Origin of the sequence: Winogradskyella sp. (assembly GCF_028289625.1) — a bacterium.
Lineage (GTDB): Bacteria > Bacteroidota > Bacteroidia > Flavobacteriales > Flavobacteriaceae > Winogradskyella.
In genome coordinates this window covers 103416-126954 of the sequence record NZ_JANQOM010000061.1, presented here as the reverse complement: position 1 = coordinate 126954, position 23539 = coordinate 103416, and the positions used below count along the sequence as shown (strand labels likewise).

Here is a 23539-nt window from a genome sequence, read left to right as displayed (position 1 = left end):
TACAGAAAAGATATACAAGAAATATTATAAAGATTATAAATTTTTAAATTTATTAAAGAATTATAATTTAAAAGTAAATCTTCCAAGCAGTAATAAAAGTTAAACTCGTTGAGTTTAAATAGAAGAGTGATATTTATTTTAGTATCTGAGATTCTATTCCAAATGCTTCGCTCCTTCAACGCCAAAAACAGATTTTCTAAATTCAGAAGGTTGTTTATCGTTTAAAAGCTTTAGGCCACCTTTCGCTTTGATGAGTTTAGAAAAGTGCTTTTCTCTTTGGTCGTATTGTGCTTTGTTGGTATAAGTGGTTACCAATACTAAATGAAAAGGCGTTTCTTTGCTGTAAGTGGTTTGTAGCAACTCAAATGAATCGATATAACCTTTCTCAACAGCCATTGTTCTTAATACTTTCCAGTTGTTCTGAAAATAGAAAATAGCTTCGGCTTCATGATTATTTAAAATCTCTACAGTTTCAATGGTGGTGATGTTTTGATTGGATTAACTAAAGCAGAAGGCGCAAAAAAGAAATGCGAAGATAAGGAATTTGAGTTTCATGGTGTATAGCTTTTATTGATGAGATTCTAAATTAGGGAATTCACTTTTTATACTTTTGCATTTAATTTATAATTAACAAAAGAATTATGATGCCTTCGAGGGCCTCAGGCATCAAATAAGAATTCTACTTTGGTCACTAAGGTTATCGAAGTGACTAATCAATTCTAATACTATAATTAATTCCGATAGTTATCAGAACAGCGTAAAATGAAAAAAGACATCCAAATTCCAGAAGTTAAAGACGTCTACATTGCAGTAGTACAAGAAGAGCATTTAGAGTATAAAACCCTAGATTGGAATGCCTATATCATTAATAATAGTGATGCGGATTTAGATACGGTTCTTATTTTGTCCCAAGGTGTCTCTGAAGATAAAATGACACCTCCAATGCGTCATACCATTGCCAAATTACCAGCACGAAGTTACGCTAAGATTGAGTATTTACAAGAGCAAGTATTAGCACTCAATAATTCATTTAAGGTCACTTTTTTTGAGGGCAACCAAATGTTCGATAAAACCTACTTGTTTCGAAAAAACACGATTAATGATAGGGCTTTACAACCTATTCCTTTGATGCAGTTGAAAGGGGTTTTGGTTAAGTAGCTATTGGCTGTTAGCTAATGGCTAATTTTTAATCTAACTTCTCCGTCAATTTTTTGAATACCTTTTTAGGGCTTTTATTCTCGTAAAGAATCGCATAGACTGCATTGATGATAGGCAATTGGGTTTTTTTGACATTTCTCTGATTCAGCAATTTGGCGCTCTTAGTAGCATAGTAGCCTTCGGCTATCATATTCATTTCGAGCTGTGCGGATTTAACCGTGTAGCCTTTACCAATCATATTACCAAACATTCTATTACGGGAAAAGATGGAGTAGCCAGTCACCAACAAATCACCTAAATAGGCAGAGTTATTAATATTTCGCTTCATTTTGTGCATTTTTTTAATAAAGCGTTTCATCTCTCTAATAGCATTACTCATTAACACACTCTGAAAATTATCTCCATAGCCCAAACCGTGGGCAATACCGGCCGCAATAGCATAGATGTTTTTTAGCATTACTGCGTATTCTACGCCAATAATATCATCACTTATTTTAGTTTTAATATAAGAGCTCGATAGATGATCGGCGATAGCTTGTGCTTTTTTAGCATCAGCACAGGAAATCGTCAAATACGATAAACGCTCTAAAGCCACTTCCTCTGCGTGACAAGGTCCAGCAATAACAGCAATATTTTCGAAAGGAATGTTGTAGATATCATGAAAATGTTCTCCAACCAATAAACCCGACTCTGGGATAATACCTTTTACTGCAGAGACAATCACTTTTTCACTAATATCAACCGTTAACTTGTTGAGCTCCGATTGCATAAAAGCGGACGGAATTACAAAAATGAGGTAGTCTGCCCAATCCGCAATTTCGTTGATGTTGTTGCTTAACCGCAGTTGTTCAATATGAAATTCTACCGAACTTAAATAACTTGGATTGTGCTGCTCTTTTAGTAAATGTTCTTTGGTATAAACACTCCGCATATACCATCCTACTTCATCCAAGTTTTCACAAAGCATCTTAACGATAGCAGTTGCCCAACTTCCTGCGCCAAACACAGCATACTTTTTGGAGTCATTCATGAAATACGTAACGGTTTAATACTTCAAAAATACATAAAATATAAATGCTTTGTAGGGCTAGAGAAACACTTGGTTTTTGAATTTGGCACACGTTTTGAATTTATCTTAATAAGAACCCTAAAAACCGTTGAATTATGAAGACATTAAAATTACTTTTCGGATTTGTACTAAGTGCAACTTTATTGACATCGTGTTATAGAGAAGACATTATTGTAAACGATGTCGTACCCGCTATTTCCTTAAATCAGTTGTTACAATCCTATGATTTATGGTACGTTGATATTAATGCTACTCAAGGGTTTGGAGAAACACCATTTATGGAAATTGCGTTTACATTGACTTTTGATAATGGACGTTTATTTGCTAATAACAACTTAGTGGGTATTGGTAGTCAAGGTAATGGTTTTGGTGTGCAAATAGGAACTTATAATGCCTATGATATGATATTGGATGTTGACCATGTGATTGATGGTTTCAACAGTTTTGATATTTACCAAATAGATAATAATACGATTGAGTTATATAACCCATTTAATGACATCTCTTATTTTTTGGAGGGTTATCAGCGATCGACCTTCGATTATGACTTTGTGTTCTATGACAACATCCATTATTTCTTACAGGAGTATGACGCTTGGGAAAAAGTATATACCAGTAATTTTGGAGCCTTAAATGAGTTTGATAATGAGAACTATCTACAGTTTTTATCTGGAGGCAATGACGCTACGTTTAGAAGCTCCCAAGATGTAAACATCAATAATACAAACAACATTTTTTGGGATTATACGGGAGTATATGGAGTAGGTGACGCACCTGGGAATATGTATCTAAAAACTTTAACGTTAGATTATGATTTCTTTGACAATGAATTCTTTGAATTGAGCGTTATTAATGACGGAACGATAGAGCTGTTCCATGCGGCTTCAGGCACGATTTATGAATTTGAAGGGAGAGGCTACATAGCCTATTATAGAACTTCTGATACACAAGGCAAAGTTCTGGAAGAGAAAGACAAACCTAAAAAGCGTAAGCAAAAAACGCCTAAAGTGGATAATCCACGAGAGAATAGAAGAAACCTATGAAACTAAATTTTTGGTTGGTTATTTAGTTTCAAAGCGCTCAGTCGATACTTGTTGACTGGGCGTTTTTCTTATAAATCTTTTAGAACTACCTCTAAATCCTCAAATCCATAAGGCTTGGCCATTATAATCTTTGAGCTATTGAGTAAGAAGTACATAGGTGTCGCTGTAATGCCATAGGTTGTAACAATAGGATTTTCCCATTTACCGAGACCAATGGTATGGGTAAATTCTGGATACTTTTTAATCTCTTGGGCCCATTTTGTGGGTTCTTCTTCTAACCCAAATGCCACCACTTTTAGATTTGGTTGATTAGCAACCAATGCTTTTACTTTTGGTAATTCATTTAGGCAATGACTACAACCACTGCTCCAAAAGATAAGTAGGTAATGGTCTGAACCTTTGAGATTATGTAAACTCGTCGTATTTTCAGTTGTAGCAATTTCAAAATTTGGTGCTTTGGTACCGATAGATGTGTTTTTATAAGAACTAATGGTCTCTGCTAAAACTTTATTGCCAGTTTTATTAGCCAGCTCCAATAAATATTTGTCGGTCATATAATTGGCCACCTCATGATTTTCTGTACTTACAAAGCGTCGCCATAGTACTTCTAAAAGATAGGCTTTTATCTCTATATTATCATTATCAATAGCAGTTACAACTTCGTCAACAAGTACTTTGTAAGTTTCGTCTGTTGGGTTTGCTACCATATTAAAGACATAATCCGTGACTCGGTCTACCAGGAACGATGAGCTTTGCAGTACATAATTGCTAAAGTCAATTTCACTAAAAAAATGCTGCTTTAAATTTTCAGTATAGGTGTTTAAGTCTTCATATGCAGTAGGGATGTAAGGCTTATTAGCATTTATAAATGCAGATACCAATTTGCCATTGGCTGACGCTTCGTAAGCGAGTTGGGTATCTTTTAATACTTTAAATATGGATTTAAAACCGTCTTTATCCTTACCACCCTTGGTATAATAATTACTTATAGTTTGGTTAACCATGTCCATACTATGTAAATACGAATTCCAGAGTTTATTTTCTTCTGATTCTAAAAATTCAACTCCTTTTTCGTAGCTAAAATTAAAAGCAACAGTTTCCTTTCCATCATATATAAAATCAAAATTATTTTCCTCTGGTGGAACGGCATAAACAATTTTATAAATTCCTGGCGCAGCACTAGAATCTATTGCGATTTCAAAACGGCCTTCACTATCCAATTTACCACGATTTATATAATTGGCACCATCTGGTGTCGCTTGATATAAAAACGCATAAGAAAAATCTTTAGCAGGTGAAAATGTACCTTTTACACTCTGTGCAATAACAATAGATGGAAATAGTAGTATAAATACGATGAGATTTTTCATTTGCTTTTATGTTTTAACGTACTGATAGCACCAATAATTGCGCCATTATTTAAACTTAGACCGAATACTTTCAATCACCACAGTCAATAATATTAATGTACCACCAACAAATGTATGTATTGTAGGGATTTCATTCAAGAAAAAATAGGCAATAATAATTCCAAATATCGGTTGGCTACTACCAATAATACTAGCGGTACTGGCTTTAAAATATTTTAGACTATTTACAAATAGCGTATGGCCAATGGCTGTGGTTAGTAAAGCCAAAAGAATAACATAAGGATATTGGGTAGTTATGTTTGAGGTATCCATGAAGAATAATACAGGAATTAATATAACAGCTAACACAACCACCTGATAAAACATGAGCATTGTTCCGTTATATTTCACCACTTGCCCTTTAAGAATCAATATACGTAAGGCATAGCACAAAGCCGATAGTAGTCCTAAAAGAATCCCTTGCAATTGACTGCTTTTTAGGTCAAATTCTGGAGCTAGGATATAAATACCAATAAGTACTAATAGCCCTAAGAGAACATGGATAAGGTCGAATTTTGTTTTAGAGAATAAAGGTTCGAGTAAGGCCGTAATCACTGGAAACGTAAAAAGAGACAACATACCCAGAGCCACATTAGATAGCTTAAGCGCATAGAAATAGGTAATCCAATGAGCTCCCATAAAAGTAGCAGCCAAAAAGAAGGTCCAGCGATCTTTACGATTATTAATTTTTAAATCTATGCCTTTGTATAAACAAAACAGTAGTAAGAAAATAGCGGCTAAGAAAGACCTCCACCATATAATGACAGGAGTTGGCATACTGATATACTTACCTAAAGCACCTGAGGTACTAATGAAAATTGTACCAATAGTCAACCATAGTAAATGATTTAAATGGCTCTTATCACTCATTTATAATAATTCTTGTTCTCGATAAATCCCAACATTTACATTTCGACTACGCTCAGTGAACACAGTCGGGACACTCGAACTGATATTTATTTTTCTATTTTAGAAAGTGCCGTTAAGGCCTCTCGGGTTGATTTAATAGGCTCAAAAGTAATGAGTAAGCGCAATCCGTTTCTAGTTTGTTTTTCTTTCATTTTGCATACTCCAGCATTTGCTTGTACAAATTGTAAAACTTTGGTAAACGCTTCACTTTGATAGAACTTGCTTTGTTGATCTTGAATAAAGTAACCGATTAACTTTCCTTGTTTCATAATGATTTTTTCGAGTCCCATGTTTATGGCAATCCATTTTAATCGGACGCTATCGAATAAATCAAGAACCTGAGTAGGAAGTTCTCCAAAACGATCAATAATTTCAGATTCAAATTTCTGAAGTTCCTCTTCGGTTTTTATAGTGTTTAATTTGGTATAGAGATTCAATCGCTCGGTGATATTATTCACATAATCATCAGGGAACAATAATTCAAAATCTGTATCTATCGTAATGTCCTTGACATACTGTTTTGGTTTACCATCATGTTGATACAAATCGGCAAATTCAGATTCCTTCAATTCCTCAATGGCTTCGTTTAGAATTTTTTGGTAAGTATCAAATCCAATATCATTAATAAATCCACTTTGTTCACCACCCAATAAATCGCCAGCACCACGAATTTCGAGATCTTTCATGGCAATATTAAAACCACTTCCCAATTCCGTAAATTGTTCTAACGCCTGAATGCGTTTTCTGGCTTCTGTAGTCATAGCAGAATACTCTGGTGTAATAAAAAAACAAAAGGCTTTTTTATTGCTGCGTCCAACACGTCCTCGCATTTGATGTAAATCGCTCAATCCAAAATTATTGGCATTATTAATAAAAATAGTGTTGGCATTCGGTACATCTAAACCGCTTTCAATAATAGTAGTGCTTACTAAGACATCAAACTCACCATTCATAAAGGCTAACATCAACTGTTCTAGTTTTTTGCCATCGAGTTGACCATGACCAATAGCTATTTTAGCATCTGGTACCAAACGCTGAATCATACCCGCAACTTCCTTAATGTTTTCAATGCGATTATGAACAAAAAAGATTTGTCCGCCACGTTGTATTTCGTAGCTTATGGCATCGCGAATGGTGGCTTCGTTAAGTCGAATGACACGACTTTCAATGGGGTAACGGTTTGGTGGCGGTGTGTTGATGACTGACAAATCCCTTGCTGCCATAAGGCTAAATTGAAGCGTTCTTGGAATAGGTGTTGCCGTCAATGTCAACACATCCACATTCTCCTTAATGGTCTTAAGCTTTTCTTTTACAGCGACACCAAATTTTTGTTCCTCATCAACAATGAGTAAACCTAAATCTTTAAACTTTACATTCTTATTTGCCAATTGATGCGTTCCTATAATGATATCGATACTCCCTTTTTCAAGACCTTCGAGTGTTAATCGTTTTTCTTTGGCGGTTCTAAAACGATTCACATAATCTATAGTCACAGGAAAATCTTTGAGGCGCTTTTTAAACGTACGATAGTGCTGATAGGCCAAAATGGTAGTTGGGACTAAAATAGCCACTTGCTTACCGTTATCTACGGCCTTAAAAGCCGCTCTTATAGCCACTTCGGTTTTTCCAAAGCCAACATCACCGCAGACCAAACGATCCATGGGACGCTCACTTTCCATATCAGCTTTTATATCCTCTGTTGAGGAAATTTGATCTGGGGTATCCTCGTAGACAAATGAGGCTTCGAGTTCGTGCTGCATGTAACTATCTGGCGCATATTGAAATCCTTTTTTTAGTTTTCGCTTTGCGTATAGTTTAATGAGGTTAAAGGCAATTTCCTTAACACGAGACTTGGTCTTTTGTTTTAGGGTTTTCCAGGCTTTACTGCCTAGCTTATAAATTTTTGGTGGTTTGCCATCCTTACCATTAAACTTGGTGATTTTATGTAAGGAGTGTATACTTAAATAAAGTACATCGCGTTCGCCATAAACTAACTTTATAGCTTCTTGTTTTTTCCCTTCGACATCTATTTTTTGTAGTCCTCCAAATTTACCAATCCCATGATCAATATGAGTAACATAATCTCCAATTTCGAGATTGGTCAATTCTTTTAAGGTGATAGCTTGTTTCTTTGCATAACCATTTTTTAGATGAAATTTATGATAACGGTCAAAGATTTGATGGTCTGTATAAACGGCAATGTTGTGTTCAGTATCAATAAATCCTTGATAAAGGGAAAGCACGATTGTTTTATAATGAACCTCCTCTTCAACATCATCAAAAATATCATGAAAGCGCTTGGCTTGCTGCTCACTAACGCAAGCAATGTAATTGATAATACCTTTAGAATGATTTTCATTCAAATCTTCAATAAGAAGATTGAACTGTTTGTTGAAAGAAGGTTGAGGTTTGGTATTGAAGGTTATGCTGGTCACTGAGGCTCTCGAAGTGACCTCATCAATGTGTTCTCTTGACGCTTCGAGAGCCTCAGCGTCCGAATGAAATGTATGTGATCCAAACTCCACTAGAGTATACTCTAAAAATTGACGCTTCAATAATTCAGAATTGCAAAACAACGCTTCAGGTTCGGCATGCTTTATATCTGATGACAAATTCTTAAAAGCTTCTTCTGCTTTAGTGAAAAAATCATCAATTCTCGAAAAGATGAACGACGGATTTTTGGCAAAAACAACTGTTTTGTTCGATATGTATTTAAGAAAACTTTCGCGTTTTTCGGCTATGGCTTTGTTGGCTACATTTGGTATGATGCTCACTTTTTTAATGCGTTCGGTAGATAGTTGCGTCTCAACATCAAATGTTCTTATACTATCCACTTCGTCACCAAAAAATTCGATACGATAAGGTTCATCATGCGAAAAAGAAAAGACATCTATAATACCACCTCTTAGGGAAAATTCACCTGGTTCAGTAACAAAATCCACACGTTTAAATTTATATTCAAACAGCACTTCATTTACAAAATCGATACTCAATTCATCACCGACCGAAATCTTCAAGGTGTTTCGTTCTAGTTCCCTTTTGGTAACAACTTTTTCAAATAGAGCATCAGGGTAGGTGACGATAATTGCTGGTTTTTTGCGCGAATTAATGCGGTTTAAAACTTCAGCTCTTAAAAGGACATTGGCATTATTAGTTTCTTCTATTTGATACGGTCTTCTGTAACTGCCTGGATAGAACAATACATCCTTATCGTTAATGAGCTGTTCTAGATCATTAAGATAATAAGCAGCTTCTTCTTTGTCGTCAAAAACTAGTAGGAATGGCTTTTCAGCAGTTTTAAATACTTCAGAAACAACAAAGGATAATGATGAGCCAACAAGACCTCTTAAGTGTGTTTTTGTAGCTGTCTTGCCTTGAGCGTAGTCGAAGGGTTGGGCAATAGCACTCCGCAGATTTTGCAGTTGCAAAGTCTGTGAAAAGGTCTGCGAGATAAGGGTCTTGCTCACTAGGGTACACCTTTAAAGTAAGTCGCAAAAGTACATGATTTTTTCAATTTTAAAATGAAAATTTTAGGGCGTGTCACCCTGAGCGCAGTCGAAGGGTCTTTTATAATCGATAATTTAAATTAGGCTTCGACTGCGCTCAGCCACACATCAATGAATAATAATTGATGACAGGTCATTTAAAATTGAATATTATTTGCGTCTTTATAGCTTTCATATAGCTCTGGGTAATGCGCCTTAAAAATGGATTTAATGTAATCTAAAGGCACATCTTCAAAATGACCATAATCGTCTAAATAGGTCATAAATTTTTTACTATCCTTATTGTATTCTTGAAGAATGGAATCTCTGGTACCATCAAAACCTAAAACATCGACATTGTACATGTCGCATAAGGCTTTGTTGAAAGCTGGTGAACACTTTTTCCATTGCCCATTAAAGAAGACATCTACCAAGCCATGAGGTGCTAATTCATTTGTGCCCAATTTAGCTTCGAGGCGTTCTGCTGCGATATGGTTAGAGACTTTTGCCAGACGTAATCTAGCTGGAATGTTAAGTGCTCGTAGTCCAGTAATATAGAGTATAGCTTTGTCAATACAGTGCGCCTCTGGCTTGGCTATGATATTGCTGGCTTTATAGTGGTCTTCAGTTAGGCCAATAGTGTAAGCATTATACCTCCAACCATCTCTGACTTTAAGATAGAATTGTTCTATTTTATCTTTTTCTGAAGATAAATGCCGTATATCTTCAATTAAATCTTGGATTTGAGGGCTGCTATAGTCAAAGAAAAAAGTTTCTTTAAGATATCTAGTGTTCATAGGGACAATTTAGTTATTTGAGCTTAAAACAACTAAGAAATTTTATCCAAATCATATTAAAAACTATAATGATGTTAGCTCACCTCTTGCCGGATAACCACTTGTGTTTATAAAGTCAATGACCTTAACAAAGGATGCTAAATGTGGCCGTCCCCAAGGTGTAGAATTAAGGGTTACAAAGTATATAGAGTTATCAGGTTGTATTAAAAATAATCCGGGTTCGTTGAATACCTCTGGTTCAAAATCTTTAATGGCCTTACTAAGGTATAAACCCCAATTATTTGCGGTTTCTAGATCGAGTCCATAACCAATTTTTAGACTTTCGGAAAGTTCCCATTTCATTCGTGCTTTTCTGGCTCTAGCTTCAACATCCATACTGATGGCAATAATATCAACACCTTTTTCAGCATAATCGTCAATAAGACCGTTTAATGTTTTTAGGTATTTCTCACAAAGTGGGCAATGTAATCCTCTATAAAAAACAAGCATGGTGAAGTTTTCAGGATTTTGGTCTTTAAGTGTCCAGTTCTCACCACCTAGTAAATTTATTTGAAGGTCAGGAGCTTGTGTTTTCGGTGTAATTTTTTGTTGCGTATTCATGTTTTAAGTATTTAAAATATGGTCTTTAATATGTTGGTCAAAGCGAATAAAATCATTTTCAATATCGGGATTTTTAAGAACGTCATAAGAAACAAAAGTTGGTAGGGCTTTCATGCCAAAAAACTTAAAATTTAAATGTGTAGGCCAGAACAAATCATCGACACTCTTTCCTTCAAAAAACCATTGGCTTTTATCATTAAAGGCGTCTTTAGGTGCGTTAAAGGTTAATGATAACATGTATTTTTTTCCGGTTAGTGTTCCACCAGTTCCATATTGTTTGGCAGCATCCTGACGTGTGCGACCATCTCCAGCGCATAAACGACCGTCCATTCCGAAACTATACACATAATCTTGATATTTTTTGAAGCTCCAAGACGTTGCCATCCAATTTACAGGCATTTGTACTACGATGAGGTCTGCCCATTGGTGCTTGGCAATTTCTTCATCGATATTGTAATCGTCTTTCATGGTTGTGGTTTTAATCTCAAAATGGTCATTTGGGAGTGCATTTTTTAGGCGTTCTACTAGACTATTGTTGAGCTGTCCTTTTGAAAATTCATAAGGCTCATGCCCATTTATAATAAATATATTTTTCATGTGATTGTTGATTATTAATTGTTTCACAAAGTTACTATTAATAGTATATTTTAGAAACTATTAAGAAATTTTTACCTAAATTTGTGGTAACTAAAAGGTAACTATGGCACGAAAAGTAATTGATAATCCCAATAGCTGTACACTTGTGCATGCCATGAATATCATAGGTGGCAAGTGGAAACCTATCATCATTTATCTTTTGGCCAATGGTCCGCTTCGCTTTGGAAAATTAGTGTTATTCATTCCTAACATTTCAAAAAAAGTATTGACGCAACAATTGAGAGAATTGGAAGACGACGGCATAATCATTCGCCAACGTTTCGCAGAAACACCGCCTCGTGTGGAATATTCACTTTCAGAACGCGGTAAAGGATTGCTGCCCATATTAAAACACCTCAGTCTTTGGACTTCTAAAAATTTTGATACGATTGCATTTGAAGACTGTAAAATTGTAAATTTATAGTAGTCTCTAAAATAGCATCACATCTCCATCCTTTGGAATAAAGGTCTTATCCGAAAGGCCTTCTTGCTCAAAGCGTGCTTTTAAATCCAATCGCGTTGTTGGACAATGATTAACCGCTTCTAAATGATTAGCGATAACTTTACCTGGTGCCGTTTTTGTAAACTTAACAATATCATTCATACGCATCAATAAAGGCTGGAAAACGTCTAATTGCGCAGTACCGGAAGCCACTACCGAAATATCTGGTTGATAGTCTCTGAGTACTTTATCGACTTCATTGGTGTAAATGGTATCGCTGCTCAAATATAAACTAGGCTCATCTTTGAACTCTAAATAAAATCCCATCACATTTCCCATGGGTTTCGCCACATAACCATAACCATGACGTGCAGGAATCCCTTCTATTTTCCCACCTAAGAAATCAATACGTTTCCAATAGTCAACAGTGTGTACAACATTCAATCCTTTTTTCTTAAAAAATACTTCATCCAAAATACTACAAGTAACAGGTATATTTTTTTCTTTTAAAAAGGCTTCAGCAACTTTATCAATATGGTCGGGATGCTTGTGAGTAATGAGACAATGTGTGACTTTATCTAAAATAGGTTGGCAGTTGTCTGGTAAATCCACAATGGGATTACGCTTTGGCTTAAATCGAAATAAGGTGAAAGGAGGCCCAGCCGTTCCTTTAGCACCAAGCATTGGATCAACTAAAATAACGTGTTTACCAGTCTCAATAGTCATTGTTGCATTTCTAATGTGATGGATTTTCATGTCTTCAATTACTTTAGTTTATATAGTAAAAATAATAAAAGCAGTACTTACATACTGCTTTATACATGCCAAATTATTTTAATCAACAATTTAAGTTTACTTCATGTACTTGTCAAAAAAGGCAATCATCTTCTCGGGATATAAGCCAAAGTAGTTATACCCATCAAATCGTCGATTTGTCCCTTCAATCCAGAATAATTCTTTGTCTTCAGAACTAATAGTGTCAAAAATGTCTTGCGCATCTTTTGGATTATCCGTCCAATCATCTTCAATTACTTGTGCCATAAAATAAGGCACCTTTACAGCTTGAGCATAATTTTGCGGATGCATTTCACCATTGGTAAATCCGCCTAACTTCAGCTGTTCGTAATCCATTAATTCCATGTATTGGTTTAACCCCATTAAGCCAGCAAATGCCGTCATTAATGCCGTCATAGAAACGGTTAATGGCCCAAAAAAGCACTTAATGTCCTCAAACAATTCTGGATGATGGTACATGGCTTCATAGGCTGCATTTCCGCCAGTACAACGATTATACAAGCCTAGTTTCATGGTGCTTAATTTGGGATGACTTTTTACGTATAGTTGTGCACCGACCACATCGCGCCATTCATAACGCCCAATACCACAAATACCACCATTAGCAGTACTACTATTGCCATGGTTTCGCAAATCATAAGCCAAAATGTTATAACCTGCTTCAGACAAATGTTTCATGTGGGCAACAAAATCAATTTCTAAAGTATCTACTGATGAAAATGGTACTCCAAAATGTCCAGTAAATCCAGATCTACTCATGGGCATAGGATGGTTGATAATAATTAATTGATCTGATTCTCCTTTTACCGATGGAATGTACCAACCTTCTAATGGTGTGCCATCACTGGATGGGAAATAAATATCTTCCCAAGTCTCCATACCATGGTCTGCTGGTGTTTTGTGCACTGGTGTTCTAAACATCGGCCGAACGGCAAACTCTGCCAAATATTTTATGGTGGCATAATTGTCTTCGGAAATTTCCTTTTGTTGGTCTAACGCTTTATGATATACGTTTTCGCCCATCCTACCTTTTAGGGTGTTGTCAATACTATAATTTAATGTTTTTTTGAAAGCCATATTTTTGTTTTTATAACCACAAAATTATTGTAAGTATTAACTAAAGGTTGAAAACAAATTACAGGATCACTGAAACAAATTACTGCTTTCTAAAAACAGTTGGCGTAACACCTGTTTTTTTCTTGAAAAAGCGTGTAAAATAGGTAGGATAATCGAAGCCTAAACTATAAGCAATCTGGCTAATACTTAAATCGGGTTGACGCAATCTGTTTTTTGCAATTAAAAGTAGATGCTCTTGTATATGTTCGGCTGGCGAATTACCTGTGAAGTGTTTAATGACATCTCCAAAATAGTTTGAAGACAGATTAGATTTTGAGGCAAAATAGGAAACTGAGGGTAATTCAAATACAGCTTTACTTTCATCAAAGTAAGCTTCAAGATTTTTATAAAAATCAGAGACTACTTTGTTGTACTTTTTGCTCCGTGTTTTAAACTGGCGTTGGTAAAAAGTATTAATATACGATAGGATTAATTGTGCATAAGATAAGAGTATTTCTATTGAAAAATTCTCTTTGTAGTACTCATCATAGGCTTTTTTAAATAAATCTATTAAGAGTTGCTCCTCTTCTTGAGTGACAAAAAGCGATTCGTGATTCTTATAGTTAAGAAAATTGTAGTCCTTGGCAAATCGTTTAAATAAGGTTTCATTGATGAGTATATGATAGCCACTCCAAGGTCTTTTTACAGACCATTGTATGGGTTGGTGAGGTAGGTCGAAGTATGCAAAAGCATTTCCTGTATCATAGTTGGTCTGACCAAAAACTTCATAATTCTCGAAATCATACTTTAAAGCGATAAGGTAAAAGTTTGCCGTAATGGCATCAGACTGTAAGCGCAAATTTTTATGATCATGGTATTTGGTAATGTGAATGTCATCACTCTTGTTCCTTGAGACATTAATGTACTTTACAAACTCTGATATGGAATAGGGTTTCATTATGATATACCGCAAGATTTAAACGCATAAAACTATAAAAACGGTATTGGTATTCACTAAACATTTTAAGGTTTTAATGAAACATTTTACAGGGTTTTACTAATAAATCAGTTATTCTATATGCGTCCCATAAGGAAATAACAGCTGCACACCTTCGCGTTGTGTTTGTGTTTTTATGTCTTTCCAAACCTTATACCCCTCTTCACCTAATTCTTCTTTTAAAAGTTCTTCCTTGGTTTTCATCAATCCTAATTGACCCAATGATTCCATAAAATCCTTCTGAAAGACAGGGAATTCTTTTATGGCATAGTTATCAATGTTAGCTAATTCTGTAGCTTTTTCTAGTGCTGTATCAAGACCACCCAATTCGTCTACAAGACCAACTTTGATGGCTTCACTACCTGTCCACACACGTCCTTGTGCTATAGTATTAACATCATCTTTTGACATGCCTCGACCTTGTGCAACTCTAGTTAAGAATAAATCATAAACATCTATAATGCCTTCCTTGATATACTCACGTTGACTTACAGATAAGGGTTTAGAAAAACTATAGGTAATGGCATTCGTATTTGTAGTTACTTGATGCGTACTGATGCCCCATTTCTCAAAAAGCTCGGTGCCATTTGGTAATATGCCAAATACGCCTATACTTCCTGTTACTGTCATGGGTTCTGCCACAATATAATCCGCATTAGACGCAATGTAATAGCCTCCAGAAGCTGCGTAGTTACCCATAGAAACAACTACAGGCTTTACTTTTTTAGTCAATTCGATTTCTCTCCAAATTAATTCGCTAGTCAAGGCGCTTCCTCCTGGGGAATTCACACGTAACACAACAGCCTTAACCTTATCATCTTCTCGGGCTTCTTTCAAGGACTTGTTTATGATACCTTGTCCTACAAAGTCTTCATTGCCTTCTCCATATATGATGTCTCCTTCAGCAAAAATCACGGCTATTTTATCTTTCTTGTAGCTAGATTTCCGTTTAGAATAGGTGTATTCTGAATAATCACGAATGTCAATACTGGGTAACTCATCTTCGGTCATAATTCCGATTTGGTGCTTAATATCATTAGTAAATTCATCATAATAGCCAACCCTGTCAACAAGCTTATTTTCTAATGCTAATGTTGGCGTACGGCCTAGCAGACTATCTGCAATTGTATTTAAAGTTTCCGAAGGGATACTTCTACTTTGACTAATATCGGTTTTAATTGTTGACCAGATTGAATTTAAATAGGATTCTATTTGTTCTCTATTAGCGGCACTCATATTATTTTCTAAAAACGGCTCTACTGCACTTTTGTATTTGCCATGGCGTACCACTTCCATTTTTAAACCTGTTTTTTCCTGAAAATCCTTAAAGTAATATTGTTGTGAAGCCAAACCTTTAAATTCGATAGTGCCTGAAGGGTTAACGTACATTGTATCCGCTGCCGAACTTAAATAATAGGATTGTTGTGTGTAGATATCCGAGTAAGAAACTATAAACTTGCCGCTATCCTTAAAGTCAATTAAAGCATCTCTGAGTGCTTTAAGCTGTGCATAGCCTGCAAAAGTCAAATTGTTTTCTATGATAATACCTTTTATTTTGGGATCTGTCTTGGCAAATTCAATGGACTTAATCATTCCAAAGAGGCTATGTTTAGGATACTCGTTTAAGAAGGTATAGTCTTTAAATTCTTTCTTGCCGATATGATCCTCGATCTCGAAATCTAGCTTTAAGTTCAATACCGAATTATTATCTACTATAATTGGCTCTTCTCCTTGACTTCCAACAAAAGCGATTACTATTAAGAATAGTATGAAGCCTAAAATTGAAAAAATAATAAGTCCTACAATGGTGGATAATACGCGCTTAAAAAAACTCATATGTAATAGCTTTAATTTTTTATTTCTCTGAAGTCAGTCTGTAGACTTATTCATAAGTTACACATTTTTTCAATTTAATGGTCTAAAATAATTTTATTACAGTACCAAAGCAAAGAAGATTATTAAATATTGTGAAAATTACATGAATAGTGAAGGACTTTACTCATTGTCCTAGAAGCTTATATGAAAAACTCATTCTTTAAATTAAGTGAAAACAATAAAGCGAGCATCATTAACGCTCGCCTTATGATATCAACCTGTGCTCTTTAATCCACCCGAAAGTGCGTTCAATAATAATAAAAGGCGTAACAGGTAATGCTCACCTTCTGGGGTATTTACATCTTTCAATTCACGCCATCTCTTAATATTATCGAGCTGTATCTTGTGTAATGCCTTTAGGGACGCATCCCTCAATTTTTTATTATCTGTTGCGGCAATTCTTCTTGTATCAGAGGACTCTCCCATAATATCTTGAATAATCTCGAGACATTTCTCATAGTCGTGAAGCACCAATTGCATTAGCTCTTCTTTAGTGCTTTTGTCCTCAACCATTTCAGAAAAAGCATGCATTATCTGCGTATCAACATTCATTAAATTGGTCTCCACCTGAATTAATAAGTACTTAAAGAAAGGCCAATCTTTTGCAAGCCTTTGCAGTCTGTTATAATCTTCAGGATTTTGTTCTTTGAAAGTTTCAAGTGCTTCTCCCATACCAAACCAACCTGTGAGATTAAATCTAGATTGGCTCCAGCTAAACACCCATGGTATAGATCTGAGGTCATCTAAACTTCGTTGACCTGTGCGTCGTGCCGGTCTCGAACCAATTTTACTCTGCTCCAATACATCAATAGGTGTTGCCTTAGAATAAAATGCAATGAAGTTGGGATGGTCAATGAGTGTTCTGTACTTCTTTCTGGCCAAGTTAACCATGTTATTCATCATCTCATAAAGTTCAACATCTTGGTGGCCGTCACTCTTAATCAAGGCTTGTTTTGCAGTTCCTGCGGTAAACATTTCTAAATTATAGGTAGCTGTGAGACGATTGGCAAACTGATTGGCTATGGTTTCGCCTTGAACGGTCATTTTAATTTTTCCGCTCATAGCAGTAGCTGGCATACTATCTAAGAAACGATGAATTTTTCCACCACCACGACTCGTCGTTCCGCCACGACCATGGAAAAAACATAAATCTATACCAAACGTATCACCCACTTTGGTAAGATTTTCTTCCGCTTTGTAGATATTCCAACGGCTTGTTAATATGCCACCATCTTTATTGCTGTCACTATAACCAAGCATAATTTCTTGAGTAAAAGTTGATGATGCTTTAATCTGTTTTTGCAGTACAGGATGGTTTAAATAGTCAGACAAGATATCAGGACCAGCGATTAAATCTTCAATGGTCTCTAATAGAGGCACTACAGGAAGACTAACATGTTGTAAGCCGACTTCCCTTAAAAGGACAAACACCAAAAGCAGGTCGCTTAAGCTACGTGTCATGCTCACAATAATAGAGCCTATTCCATCCGTACCGTATTTATCAATATAATTTTTCACGGCACTCAAGTAGCCCAAAACATTATCAGCTTCTATTCCACATGAGGTGCCTGAAACCAAAAAAGGACGATTACTCTCTAATTCTTTATTTAAAAACATTAGTCGCTTTTCTTCATCCCAAGAGGCATAATCTGAATCCTCAAAACCAGCAGTGGCCAATATCTGGGTTATAGCCTTTTCATGATAGGTACTGTTATTTCTTATATCTAGTTTTGCTAAATGAAACCCAAAGCATCGCACTAAGCGTTCTACAGGAAAAAGCGTTTGTTTAGCAATACGCTCTGCACCTAAATCGACAAGCAACTTTCTTAACTTTTTGAGTTCTTTAGCCAAATCATTGGCGCTTTTGAAGTAGCTTTCCTCACCAAGGCCATGCTTTTCTTCTATGGTATTGTCTAATTTTACCAAGAGCAAATTAACATATTGACGTAAAGGTTCTGATGGATTTCTATCCAATGCTTTTTGACCTTCAAATCCAAGGAAATTTCCAAGGTCTTCGATTTCTTTTAAGAAGTTTTCGGGGAAAGAAACACGATAACCCGAAAAACTAAGTTTCACCGTTAAATCTACAAGTTGCTTTCTGAGCATATTTAATGCTGCATTGCGATGCAACTCTAGTGTGGATTGTGTAAACTCTGGTGTTACAAAAGGATGTCCATCTCTATCTCCACCTACCCAACTCCCAAAATGTACCAAAGGAAAATGCTCTGGCCATTCCAATAACTCTTTTGAAAAATCGAAAGATTTCCAAGCTTCCTTTAGACGGTTATCGGCAAGATTTACAGCTTCGGGAAAGACATTCACAAAATAGTGCATAAGATTATTTCGTTCATCTTGAAGTCTTGGTTTTTCCAAGTAAATTTCGCCTGTACGCCACCAACGCTCCATTAAACTACTAATCTCTTGTTTTAGACTTTCTTGTTCGGCATTAGACCAATTAGGGTTTTCCTTTTTTACGAGTAAAAGATAGAACTCCCTATGAATATTGAGCACAGTAAGTCGCTTTGCTTCTGTAGGGTGTGCCGTGAGTACTGGCATAACGCTCATGCGCTGTAGTGTTTTGGCTATAGTCTCTTGGCTAAGCCCCTCTTTTTTCCACTGGCTTATCGCTTCGCCCCATGAACCTCTGGTGGACTCTATACCAAGTTGGGTTTCTGCTCGACGCCTATATTGGGCTGCGGCATTTTCTTCAACTAAATTCAATAACTCAAAACAAATTCCAATAGCTTGAATAAACTTTTCTTCTGAATCATGTTTTTGGTGTATAATTTCAGACTTTCCAAAAGGTAAGCTTTCAGCTAAATCTTTTTCCCCTATTGAAATCAGCATTTCCTTGAACAATACAATCAGGTCATGGAAGTCGGCATGAATTTTTTCAATCCCTTGCTTTTTTAGCAATTCTAATGACATATTTTTTATGATTTAAAGAAGTTTAACGGCATTTCTAATTCAGAAAGCGTATAGATATTTTTAAAAATTGGCTTATGAAAATAAAAAAATAACTTTGAAAATTCGAATTTTCAAAGTTATTAAATGATGAATAAGTCTACATGTAAATTAGACAAATAAACCTATTTGAAACTAAGTCAGTTAAGGAATTGTCAATAGCTTTTTAGAGACCAAATTTCTAGAGCTGTATATTCTTGTAGAACATTGACTTATTTTTCAACCACTGAATTCACACTTTTCACCTAATTTCTAAATAGAATGTCAAAATAAGGTGACTTAAGGTTAAGAATGTTAATAGCCCTATGAATAATACCAATATGGTTTTGAAGTGTTATACAGTTTAAATTTAGGGGTTCTTTATTATTTCTTTAGACAGTATTGAAAATAAATAGATGACATTTTCGGAATTCTACGATAAGAAAGAAAAGATCACTAAATACATTAGGCAATGAAAAACTTAAAAATCATTTTTTTTGGTATTACATTAATACTATTAAGTAGTTGTAGTAATAATGACGACAGCGACGAAGAAACACCAGACACTTCTAATTACGCAGAATTAATTTTGGGTGATTGGAGACCAACGTCTGTGTTAATAGACGGTGAAGAAGAAGAAGGCCCATGTGTTTTAGATTGGAGATTTTCTTATAATAATGATGGTACTTATGGTTCCGGTCCAGGAGATATGGGGATATGTGGAGGTATAGGGGGAACAGGACTATACGAAGTTTCTGGGAATAAGGTCTTTTTAAATTCGGCGATGGGAGATATTGATTTTGAATACACCATACAGACTTTAAACGAAAACACATTCATTTATGAAGAAAGAATATTGGAAGAAGGCTTTCCCGATCTTAGATTATTTACATGTGAAAAAATAGTGGATTGATCTTATTTTTAAAATCGGATTAACATATATTTGCTCTTAGAAGAATTAAATACAATATATGTCAATTTCAGATTTATTCGAAAGTGGATTTAAAAAGCGAAATGAAGACCATTTTGCCGCTATAGTTAGGGTGGCAATGAGCGACGGGGTTATCAATGATGCTGAAAGAGAATTTTTAGATCGTTTGGCTATTCGATTAGATATTACAGAACACGATTACAAAGCCATTTTAAAGAATTACAAAAGCCATCCCATTAACGCACCACATTCTTATGATAAGCGTTTAGAGCGTTTATACGATTTGGCACGCATGGTATGGGCGGACCATATCGAAGGGGAGCATCAAGTTAGTCTTTTAGAAAAACTGTGCATTGGTCTTGGGTTTAATCCTGAAAATGTAAAATATATTGCCGATAAAGCGTTAAGTTTGGTCTACTACGAGGTAGACCTAAATGAGTTTACTGAGAAGATGAAAAAGATGAATCAGTAATGAATTCTTAAACACATAAAAAAGACAAACAATTTTGTTCTTTCTTATATCGATTTTTGCATAAATTCCTCAGCTTTTCCTACCATATTTTTACTGCCACAAATAAAAGGAACACGTTGGTGGAGTTCAGTGGGTTCAATTTCCATAATGCGTGTAAAACCATCACTTGCTTTTCCATTAGCCTGTTCAGCCAAAAAAGCCATGGGGTTACACTCATATAGCAGGCGTAGTTTTCCATTACTAGCTTTAGAGCTTTTAGGATACATATAGATACCGCCTTTAATCATGTTTCTATGAAAATCAGAAACCAGAGAACCAATATATCGAGAGGTGTATGGTCTATCTCCTTCCTCCATTTGGCAATATTTAATATAATCTTTGATGCCTTGAGGAAAATGAATATAGTTACCCTCATTAACGGAATAGATGCGCCCATCTTCAGGGAACTGCATGTTTGGATGAGACAAATAATAAGAGCCTATTGCAGGATTTAGTGTAAAGCCGTTAACACCATCACCAGTCGTGTAAACAAGCATGGTTGAGGTTCCATAGATGATATATCCGGCAGCCACTTGGTTGATTCCTTTCTGAAGAAAATCCTCTAAGCCTACTGGTGTTCCGACAGGTGTAACTCTTCTATATACAGAGAATATCGTACCTACCGATACATTAACATCGATGTTAGAAGACCCATCCAAAGGATCTATTAAAACCACATATTTGTTTTGGTGATTTTCATCTTGACTATTAATGGTAATAAAATCATCTTCTTCCTCACTCGCAATACCACAAACAATATTTCTATTGGTCATGGTCTGTATAAACTTCTCATTGGCATAGACATCTAGCTTTTGCTGATCCTCGCCTTGCACATTGGTATCACCAGCCGCACCAAGAATATCGACCAATCCTGCTTTATTAACTTCGTGATTGACCACTTTTGCTGCTAATCGAATAGAGTTAATAAGTCTTGAAAGTTCGCCGGAAGTGTATTTAAATGAAGCTTGGTTTTCAATGATAAACTCACCTAGAGTTTGATTGCGTTGAGACATGAAGTTTTTATATTGATTAATTGCCACAAATATCGCATTTTTTAACAAACTATAACGTTTTCGTGATTTAAATAAATTGTTATCTAAAGTCAGTTTAGATTATATTTGAGTTCTTTTTTTAAAAAAGAAAAAAATGAACCAACCAAGACTCGCCACAGAAAAAGATATGCCAAGAGTTCTAGAACTTATAAAAGAACTGGCTGTCTTTGAAAAAGAACCTAATGCGGTTGAGGTTACTATAGACATGTTACAATCTGATGGGTTTAATAATCATCCTAAGTTTACGTGCTTTGTGGTAGAAGTCGACCAAAAAATTGAAGGTATGGCTTTAGTTTATATGCGATATTCAACTTGGAAAGGTGAAGTCTTACATCTTGAAGATTTAATAGTAAGCCAATCGCAAAGAGGTAAGAACATAGGTACTCTGTTATTAGATGAAGTGGTAAGATATGGTAAATCATTGGGTGTAAAACGCATTAATTGGGAAGTTCTGGATTGGAATGAGCCAGCTATAAAGTTCTACGAAAAAAAAGGTGCAAAAGTAATGCGAGATTGGGATGTGGTTCAGCTTGATGAAAAAGGAATTGAAAATTATCTAAAAGAGATATAATGCGCGTTTATAAATTTGGGGGAGCGTCGGTAAAAGATGCGAAAGGGGTAAAGAATTTAGCTACAGTTTTAAAAACAACTGGTTACGAGAACACATTGGTAGTCGTCTCAGCTATGGGAAAAACGACGAATGCTATGGAAGTAGTCATTAAAAACTACTTTGAAAACAAAAATGAGTTGCAAAGTTCTATTCATGAAGTCATTAAGTATCATAATGAGATTTTACTGGATTTATTCGACAATGAACGCCATCAGGTATTTGCTGCTGTAAAAGCACTTTTTGATGAAATGGCTTTGTTTTTTAAGAGTAACAAATCGCCAGACTACAATTATGTCTATGACCAAACCATAGGCTTTGGCGAACTTATATCGACGACCATCATTAGCTATTATCTTAACGAGATAGGCTTAGAAAATACTTGGCTAGATGTAAGGGATTATATTAAAACCGATAATTATTATAGAAGAGCCAATGTGAATTGGGAACAAACCCAAGACAATATTTCATTAAATCTAAATAGGTCGGTTCTTAATATTACACAAGGTTTTTTGGGTAGCGATGCCAATAATTTTACAACAACCCTTGGACGAGAGGGTAGTGACTATACCGCTGCTATCTTTGCCTATTGTTTAAATGCCGAAAATGTAACTATTTGGAAAGATGTTCCTGGAGTTTTAAATGCCGACCCACGCTATTTTGAAAACGCTCAGTTATTGCATCAAATTTCCTACAGGGAAGCCATAGAGCTAGCATTTTATGGCGCGTCAGTCATTCACCCAAAAACGCTTCAACCTTTACAGCAAAAAGAAATTCCACTTTACGTAAAATCATTTTTAAATCCTACGGCACAAGGTACTTGTGTCAGCAAAGGAGAAGCTATAGAGCCAGAAATCCCTTGCTTTATTGTTAAGAAAAATCAGATTTTGATTTCCCTGTCATCCTTGGATTTCTCTTATATCGTAGAAGAAAACATTAGTGACATATTTAGTTTATTGCATCTATATAAAATGAAGGTAGATGTCATTCAGAATTCAGCCATTAGTTTTTCAGTATGCATAGATAATATTTATAACAATCGTGATAAGTTAATACAACACTTAAAAGCAAAATTTAATGTAACATGCCACGATAATGTGAGTCTATATACCATTAGACATTACAATCAAGCTGCCATAAAAGAACTTGAAAGGGATAAAACTGTCTTATTGAAACAATTAACACAAGAAACCGTTCAAATCGTAACTAAATAACATTTTACTA

General features: G+C 35.5%; 21 protein-coding genes. 7 read left to right on the top strand and 14 right to left on the bottom strand.

The annotated features are described in order from the left end of the window. Positions 1-153: 153 nt before the first annotated feature. Positions 154-396 carry a hypothetical protein gene (locus tag Q0992_RS12435; RefSeq protein ID WP_299524752.1) on the bottom strand — a complete coding sequence of 81 codons (243 nt, stop codon included), beginning with the start codon at positions 394-396 and terminating at the stop codon, positions 154-156. Positions 397-762: 366 nt separating this feature from the next. Between Q0992_RS12435 and Q0992_RS12430 the strand changes: the two genes are divergently transcribed. Continuing rightward, on the top strand, positions 763-1158 hold the full coding sequence (locus Q0992_RS12430) for a hypothetical protein (RefSeq protein WP_299524750.1): 396 nt from the start codon (positions 763-765) through the stop codon (positions 1156-1158). A 28-nt stretch (positions 1159-1186) separates the two neighbouring features. Here the strand turns inward: Q0992_RS12430 and Q0992_RS12425 are convergent, their stop codons facing one another. Further along, positions 1187-2188 carry an NAD(P)H-dependent glycerol-3-phosphate dehydrogenase gene (locus Q0992_RS12425; protein WP_299524747.1) on the bottom strand — a complete coding sequence of 334 codons (1002 nt, stop codon included), beginning with the start codon at positions 2186-2188 and terminating at the stop codon, positions 1187-1189. 134 nt (positions 2189-2322) lie between these two features. Here Q0992_RS12425 and Q0992_RS12420 point away from each other — a divergent pair, with 134 nt between their 5' ends. Next, the gene (locus Q0992_RS12420; RefSeq protein WP_299524744.1) at positions 2323-3270 is read left to right on the top strand and encodes a nicotinic acid mononucleotide adenyltransferase; all 948 of its coding nucleotides are present in this window, start codon (positions 2323-2325) and stop codon (positions 3268-3270) included. Positions 3271-3338: 68 nt separating this feature from the next. Here Q0992_RS12420 and Q0992_RS12415 read toward each other — a convergent pair whose 3' ends face one another. The 6 genes from Q0992_RS12415 to Q0992_RS12390 all read right to left on the bottom strand — a co-directional run bounded on the left by Q0992_RS12415 (position 3339) and on the right by Q0992_RS12390 (position 11067). Further along, positions 3339-4640: a thioredoxin-like domain-containing protein gene (locus Q0992_RS12415; RefSeq protein ID WP_299524741.1), complete on the bottom strand. Its 1302-nt coding sequence runs from the start codon at positions 4638-4640 to the stop codon at positions 3339-3341. Positions 4641-4685: 45 nt separating this feature from the next. Continuing rightward, positions 4686-5549: a DMT family transporter gene (locus Q0992_RS12410; protein ID WP_299524738.1), complete on the bottom strand. Its 864-nt coding sequence runs from the start codon at positions 5547-5549 to the stop codon at positions 4686-4688. 86 nt (positions 5550-5635) lie between these two features. Then, a complete protein-coding gene (gene mfd / locus Q0992_RS12405; protein WP_299524735.1) occupies positions 5636-9055 on the bottom strand; it encodes a transcription-repair coupling factor in 3420 nt (1139 codons plus the stop codon). 176 nt (positions 9056-9231) lie between these two features. Then, positions 9232-9870, bottom strand: coding sequence for a transglutaminase family protein (locus Q0992_RS12400; protein WP_299524732.1), 639 nt, complete (start codon positions 9868-9870; stop codon positions 9232-9234). A gap of 63 nt (positions 9871-9933) precedes the next feature. Further along, entirely contained in the window at positions 9934-10470 is a 537-nt protein-coding gene (locus Q0992_RS12395; protein ID WP_299524729.1) for a peroxiredoxin-like family protein, read from the bottom strand. A gap of 3 nt (positions 10471-10473) precedes the next feature. Then, the gene (locus tag Q0992_RS12390) at positions 10474-11067 is read right to left on the bottom strand and encodes an NAD(P)H-dependent oxidoreductase (RefSeq protein ID WP_299524726.1); all 594 of its coding nucleotides are present in this window, start codon (positions 11065-11067) and stop codon (positions 10474-10476) included. Between the two features lie 103 nt (positions 11068-11170). Here Q0992_RS12390 and Q0992_RS12385 point away from each other — a divergent pair, with 103 nt between their 5' ends. Further along, on the top strand, positions 11171-11530 hold the full coding sequence (locus tag Q0992_RS12385; protein ID WP_299524723.1) for a helix-turn-helix domain-containing protein: 360 nt from the start codon (positions 11171-11173) through the stop codon (positions 11528-11530). A 6-nt stretch (positions 11531-11536) separates the two neighbouring features. On the opposite strand, the gene Q0992_RS12380 is transcribed toward Q0992_RS12385, so the two are convergent. The 5 genes from Q0992_RS12380 to Q0992_RS12360 form a co-directional block, all read right to left on the bottom strand. Then, entirely contained in the window at positions 11537-12304 is a 768-nt protein-coding gene (locus tag Q0992_RS12380; protein WP_299524720.1) for an MBL fold metallo-hydrolase, read from the bottom strand. 96 nt (positions 12305-12400) lie between these two features. Beyond that, positions 12401-13420, bottom strand: coding sequence for an alpha/beta hydrolase (locus Q0992_RS12375; protein ID WP_299524717.1), 1020 nt, complete (start codon positions 13418-13420; stop codon positions 12401-12403). A 79-nt stretch (positions 13421-13499) separates the two neighbouring features. Beyond that, positions 13500-14357 carry an AraC family transcriptional regulator gene (locus Q0992_RS12370; RefSeq protein ID WP_299524714.1) on the bottom strand — a complete coding sequence of 286 codons (858 nt, stop codon included), beginning with the start codon at positions 14355-14357 and terminating at the stop codon, positions 13500-13502. 111 nt (positions 14358-14468) lie between these two features. Beyond that, positions 14469-16232, bottom strand: a complete 1764-nt coding sequence (sppA, locus tag Q0992_RS12365; protein ID WP_299524711.1) for a signal peptide peptidase SppA — start codon at positions 16230-16232, stop codon at positions 14469-14471. Positions 16233-16484: 252 nt separating this feature from the next. Further along, positions 16485-19199, bottom strand: coding sequence for a phosphoenolpyruvate carboxylase (locus Q0992_RS12360; protein WP_299524708.1), 2715 nt, complete (start codon positions 19197-19199; stop codon positions 16485-16487). Positions 19200-19686: 487 nt separating this feature from the next. On the opposite strand from Q0992_RS12360, the gene Q0992_RS12355 reads away from it, so the two are divergent. Together Q0992_RS12355 and Q0992_RS12350 are read left to right on the top strand one after the other, a co-directional pair. Beyond that, the gene (locus Q0992_RS12355; protein ID WP_299524705.1) at positions 19687-20127 is read left to right on the top strand and encodes a lipocalin family protein; all 441 of its coding nucleotides are present in this window, start codon (positions 19687-19689) and stop codon (positions 20125-20127) included. A gap of 58 nt (positions 20128-20185) precedes the next feature. Next, positions 20186-20617, top strand: a complete 432-nt coding sequence (locus Q0992_RS12350; RefSeq protein WP_299524702.1) for a TerB family tellurite resistance protein — start codon at positions 20186-20188, stop codon at positions 20615-20617. Between the two features lie 44 nt (positions 20618-20661). On the opposite strand, the gene fbp is transcribed toward Q0992_RS12350, so the two are convergent. Beyond that, on the bottom strand, positions 20662-21669 hold the full coding sequence (gene fbp / locus Q0992_RS12345; RefSeq protein ID WP_299524761.1) for a class 1 fructose-bisphosphatase: 1008 nt from the start codon (positions 21667-21669) through the stop codon (positions 20662-20664). A gap of 133 nt (positions 21670-21802) precedes the next feature. Here fbp and Q0992_RS12340 point away from each other — a divergent pair, with 133 nt between their 5' ends. Both Q0992_RS12340 and Q0992_RS12335 read left to right on the top strand, forming a co-directional pair. Then, complete coding sequence (locus tag Q0992_RS12340; protein ID WP_299524699.1) at positions 21803-22279, top strand: GNAT family N-acetyltransferase; 477 nt, start codon at positions 21803-21805, stop codon at positions 22277-22279. Continuing rightward, positions 22279-23529, top strand: coding sequence for an aspartate kinase (locus Q0992_RS12335; protein ID WP_299524696.1), 1251 nt, complete (start codon positions 22279-22281; stop codon positions 23527-23529). The genes Q0992_RS12340 and Q0992_RS12335 overlap by 1 nt, the downstream gene beginning before the upstream one ends. Positions 23530-23539 lie beyond the last annotated feature (10 nt).

Bases quoted from the DNA above. Each gene is read 5' to 3' on its own strand.
- Q0992_RS12435 (WP_299524752.1), bottom strand. From the start codon at position 396: ATGGCTGTTGAGAAAGGTTATATCGATTCATTTGAGTTGCTACAAACC.
- Q0992_RS12430 (WP_299524750.1), top strand. From the start codon at position 763: ATGAAAAAAGACATCCAAATTCCAGAAGTTAAAGACGTCTACATTGCA.
- Q0992_RS12425 (WP_299524747.1), bottom strand. From the start codon at position 2,188: ATGAATGACTCCAAAAAGTATGCTGTGTTTGGCGCAGGAAGTTGGGCA.
- Q0992_RS12420 (WP_299524744.1), top strand. From the start codon at position 2,323: ATGAAGACATTAAAATTACTTTTCGGATTTGTACTAAGTGCAACTTTA.
- Q0992_RS12415 (WP_299524741.1), bottom strand. From the start codon at position 4,640: ATGAAAAATCTCATCGTATTTATACTACTATTTCCATCTATTGTTATT.
- Q0992_RS12410 (WP_299524738.1), bottom strand. From the start codon at position 5,549: ATGAGTGATAAGAGCCATTTAAATCATTTACTATGGTTGACTATTGGT.
- Q0992_RS12400 (WP_299524732.1), bottom strand. From the start codon at position 9,870: ATGAACACTAGATATCTTAAAGAAACTTTTTTCTTTGACTATAGCAGC.
- Q0992_RS12395 (WP_299524729.1), bottom strand. From the start codon at position 10,470: ATGAATACGCAACAAAAAATTACACCGAAAACACAAGCTCCTGACCTT.
- Q0992_RS12390 (WP_299524726.1), bottom strand. From the start codon at position 11,067: ATGAAAAATATATTTATTATAAATGGGCATGAGCCTTATGAATTTTCA.
- Q0992_RS12385 (WP_299524723.1), top strand. From the start codon at position 11,171: ATGGCACGAAAAGTAATTGATAATCCCAATAGCTGTACACTTGTGCAT.
- Q0992_RS12380 (WP_299524720.1), bottom strand. From the start codon at position 12,304: ATGAAAATCCATCACATTAGAAATGCAACAATGACTATTGAGACTGGT.
- Q0992_RS12375 (WP_299524717.1), bottom strand. From the start codon at position 13,420: ATGGCTTTCAAAAAAACATTAAATTATAGTATTGACAACACCCTAAAA.
- Q0992_RS12370 (WP_299524714.1), bottom strand. From the start codon at position 14,357: ATGAAACCCTATTCCATATCAGAGTTTGTAAAGTACATTAATGTCTCA.
- sppA (WP_299524711.1), bottom strand. From the start codon at position 16,232: ATGAGTTTTTTTAAGCGCGTATTATCCACCATTGTAGGACTTATTATT.
- Q0992_RS12360 (WP_299524708.1), bottom strand. From the start codon at position 19,199: ATGTCATTAGAATTGCTAAAAAAGCAAGGGATTGAAAAAATTCATGCC.
- Q0992_RS12355 (WP_299524705.1), top strand. From the start codon at position 19,687: ATGAAAAACTTAAAAATCATTTTTTTTGGTATTACATTAATACTATTA.
- Q0992_RS12350 (WP_299524702.1), top strand. From the start codon at position 20,186: ATGTCAATTTCAGATTTATTCGAAAGTGGATTTAAAAAGCGAAATGAA.
- fbp (WP_299524761.1), bottom strand. From the start codon at position 21,669: ATGTCTCAACGCAATCAAACTCTAGGTGAGTTTATCATTGAAAACCAA.
- Q0992_RS12340 (WP_299524699.1), top strand. From the start codon at position 21,803: ATGAACCAACCAAGACTCGCCACAGAAAAAGATATGCCAAGAGTTCTA.
- Q0992_RS12335 (WP_299524696.1), top strand. From the start codon at position 22,279: ATGCGCGTTTATAAATTTGGGGGAGCGTCGGTAAAAGATGCGAAAGGG.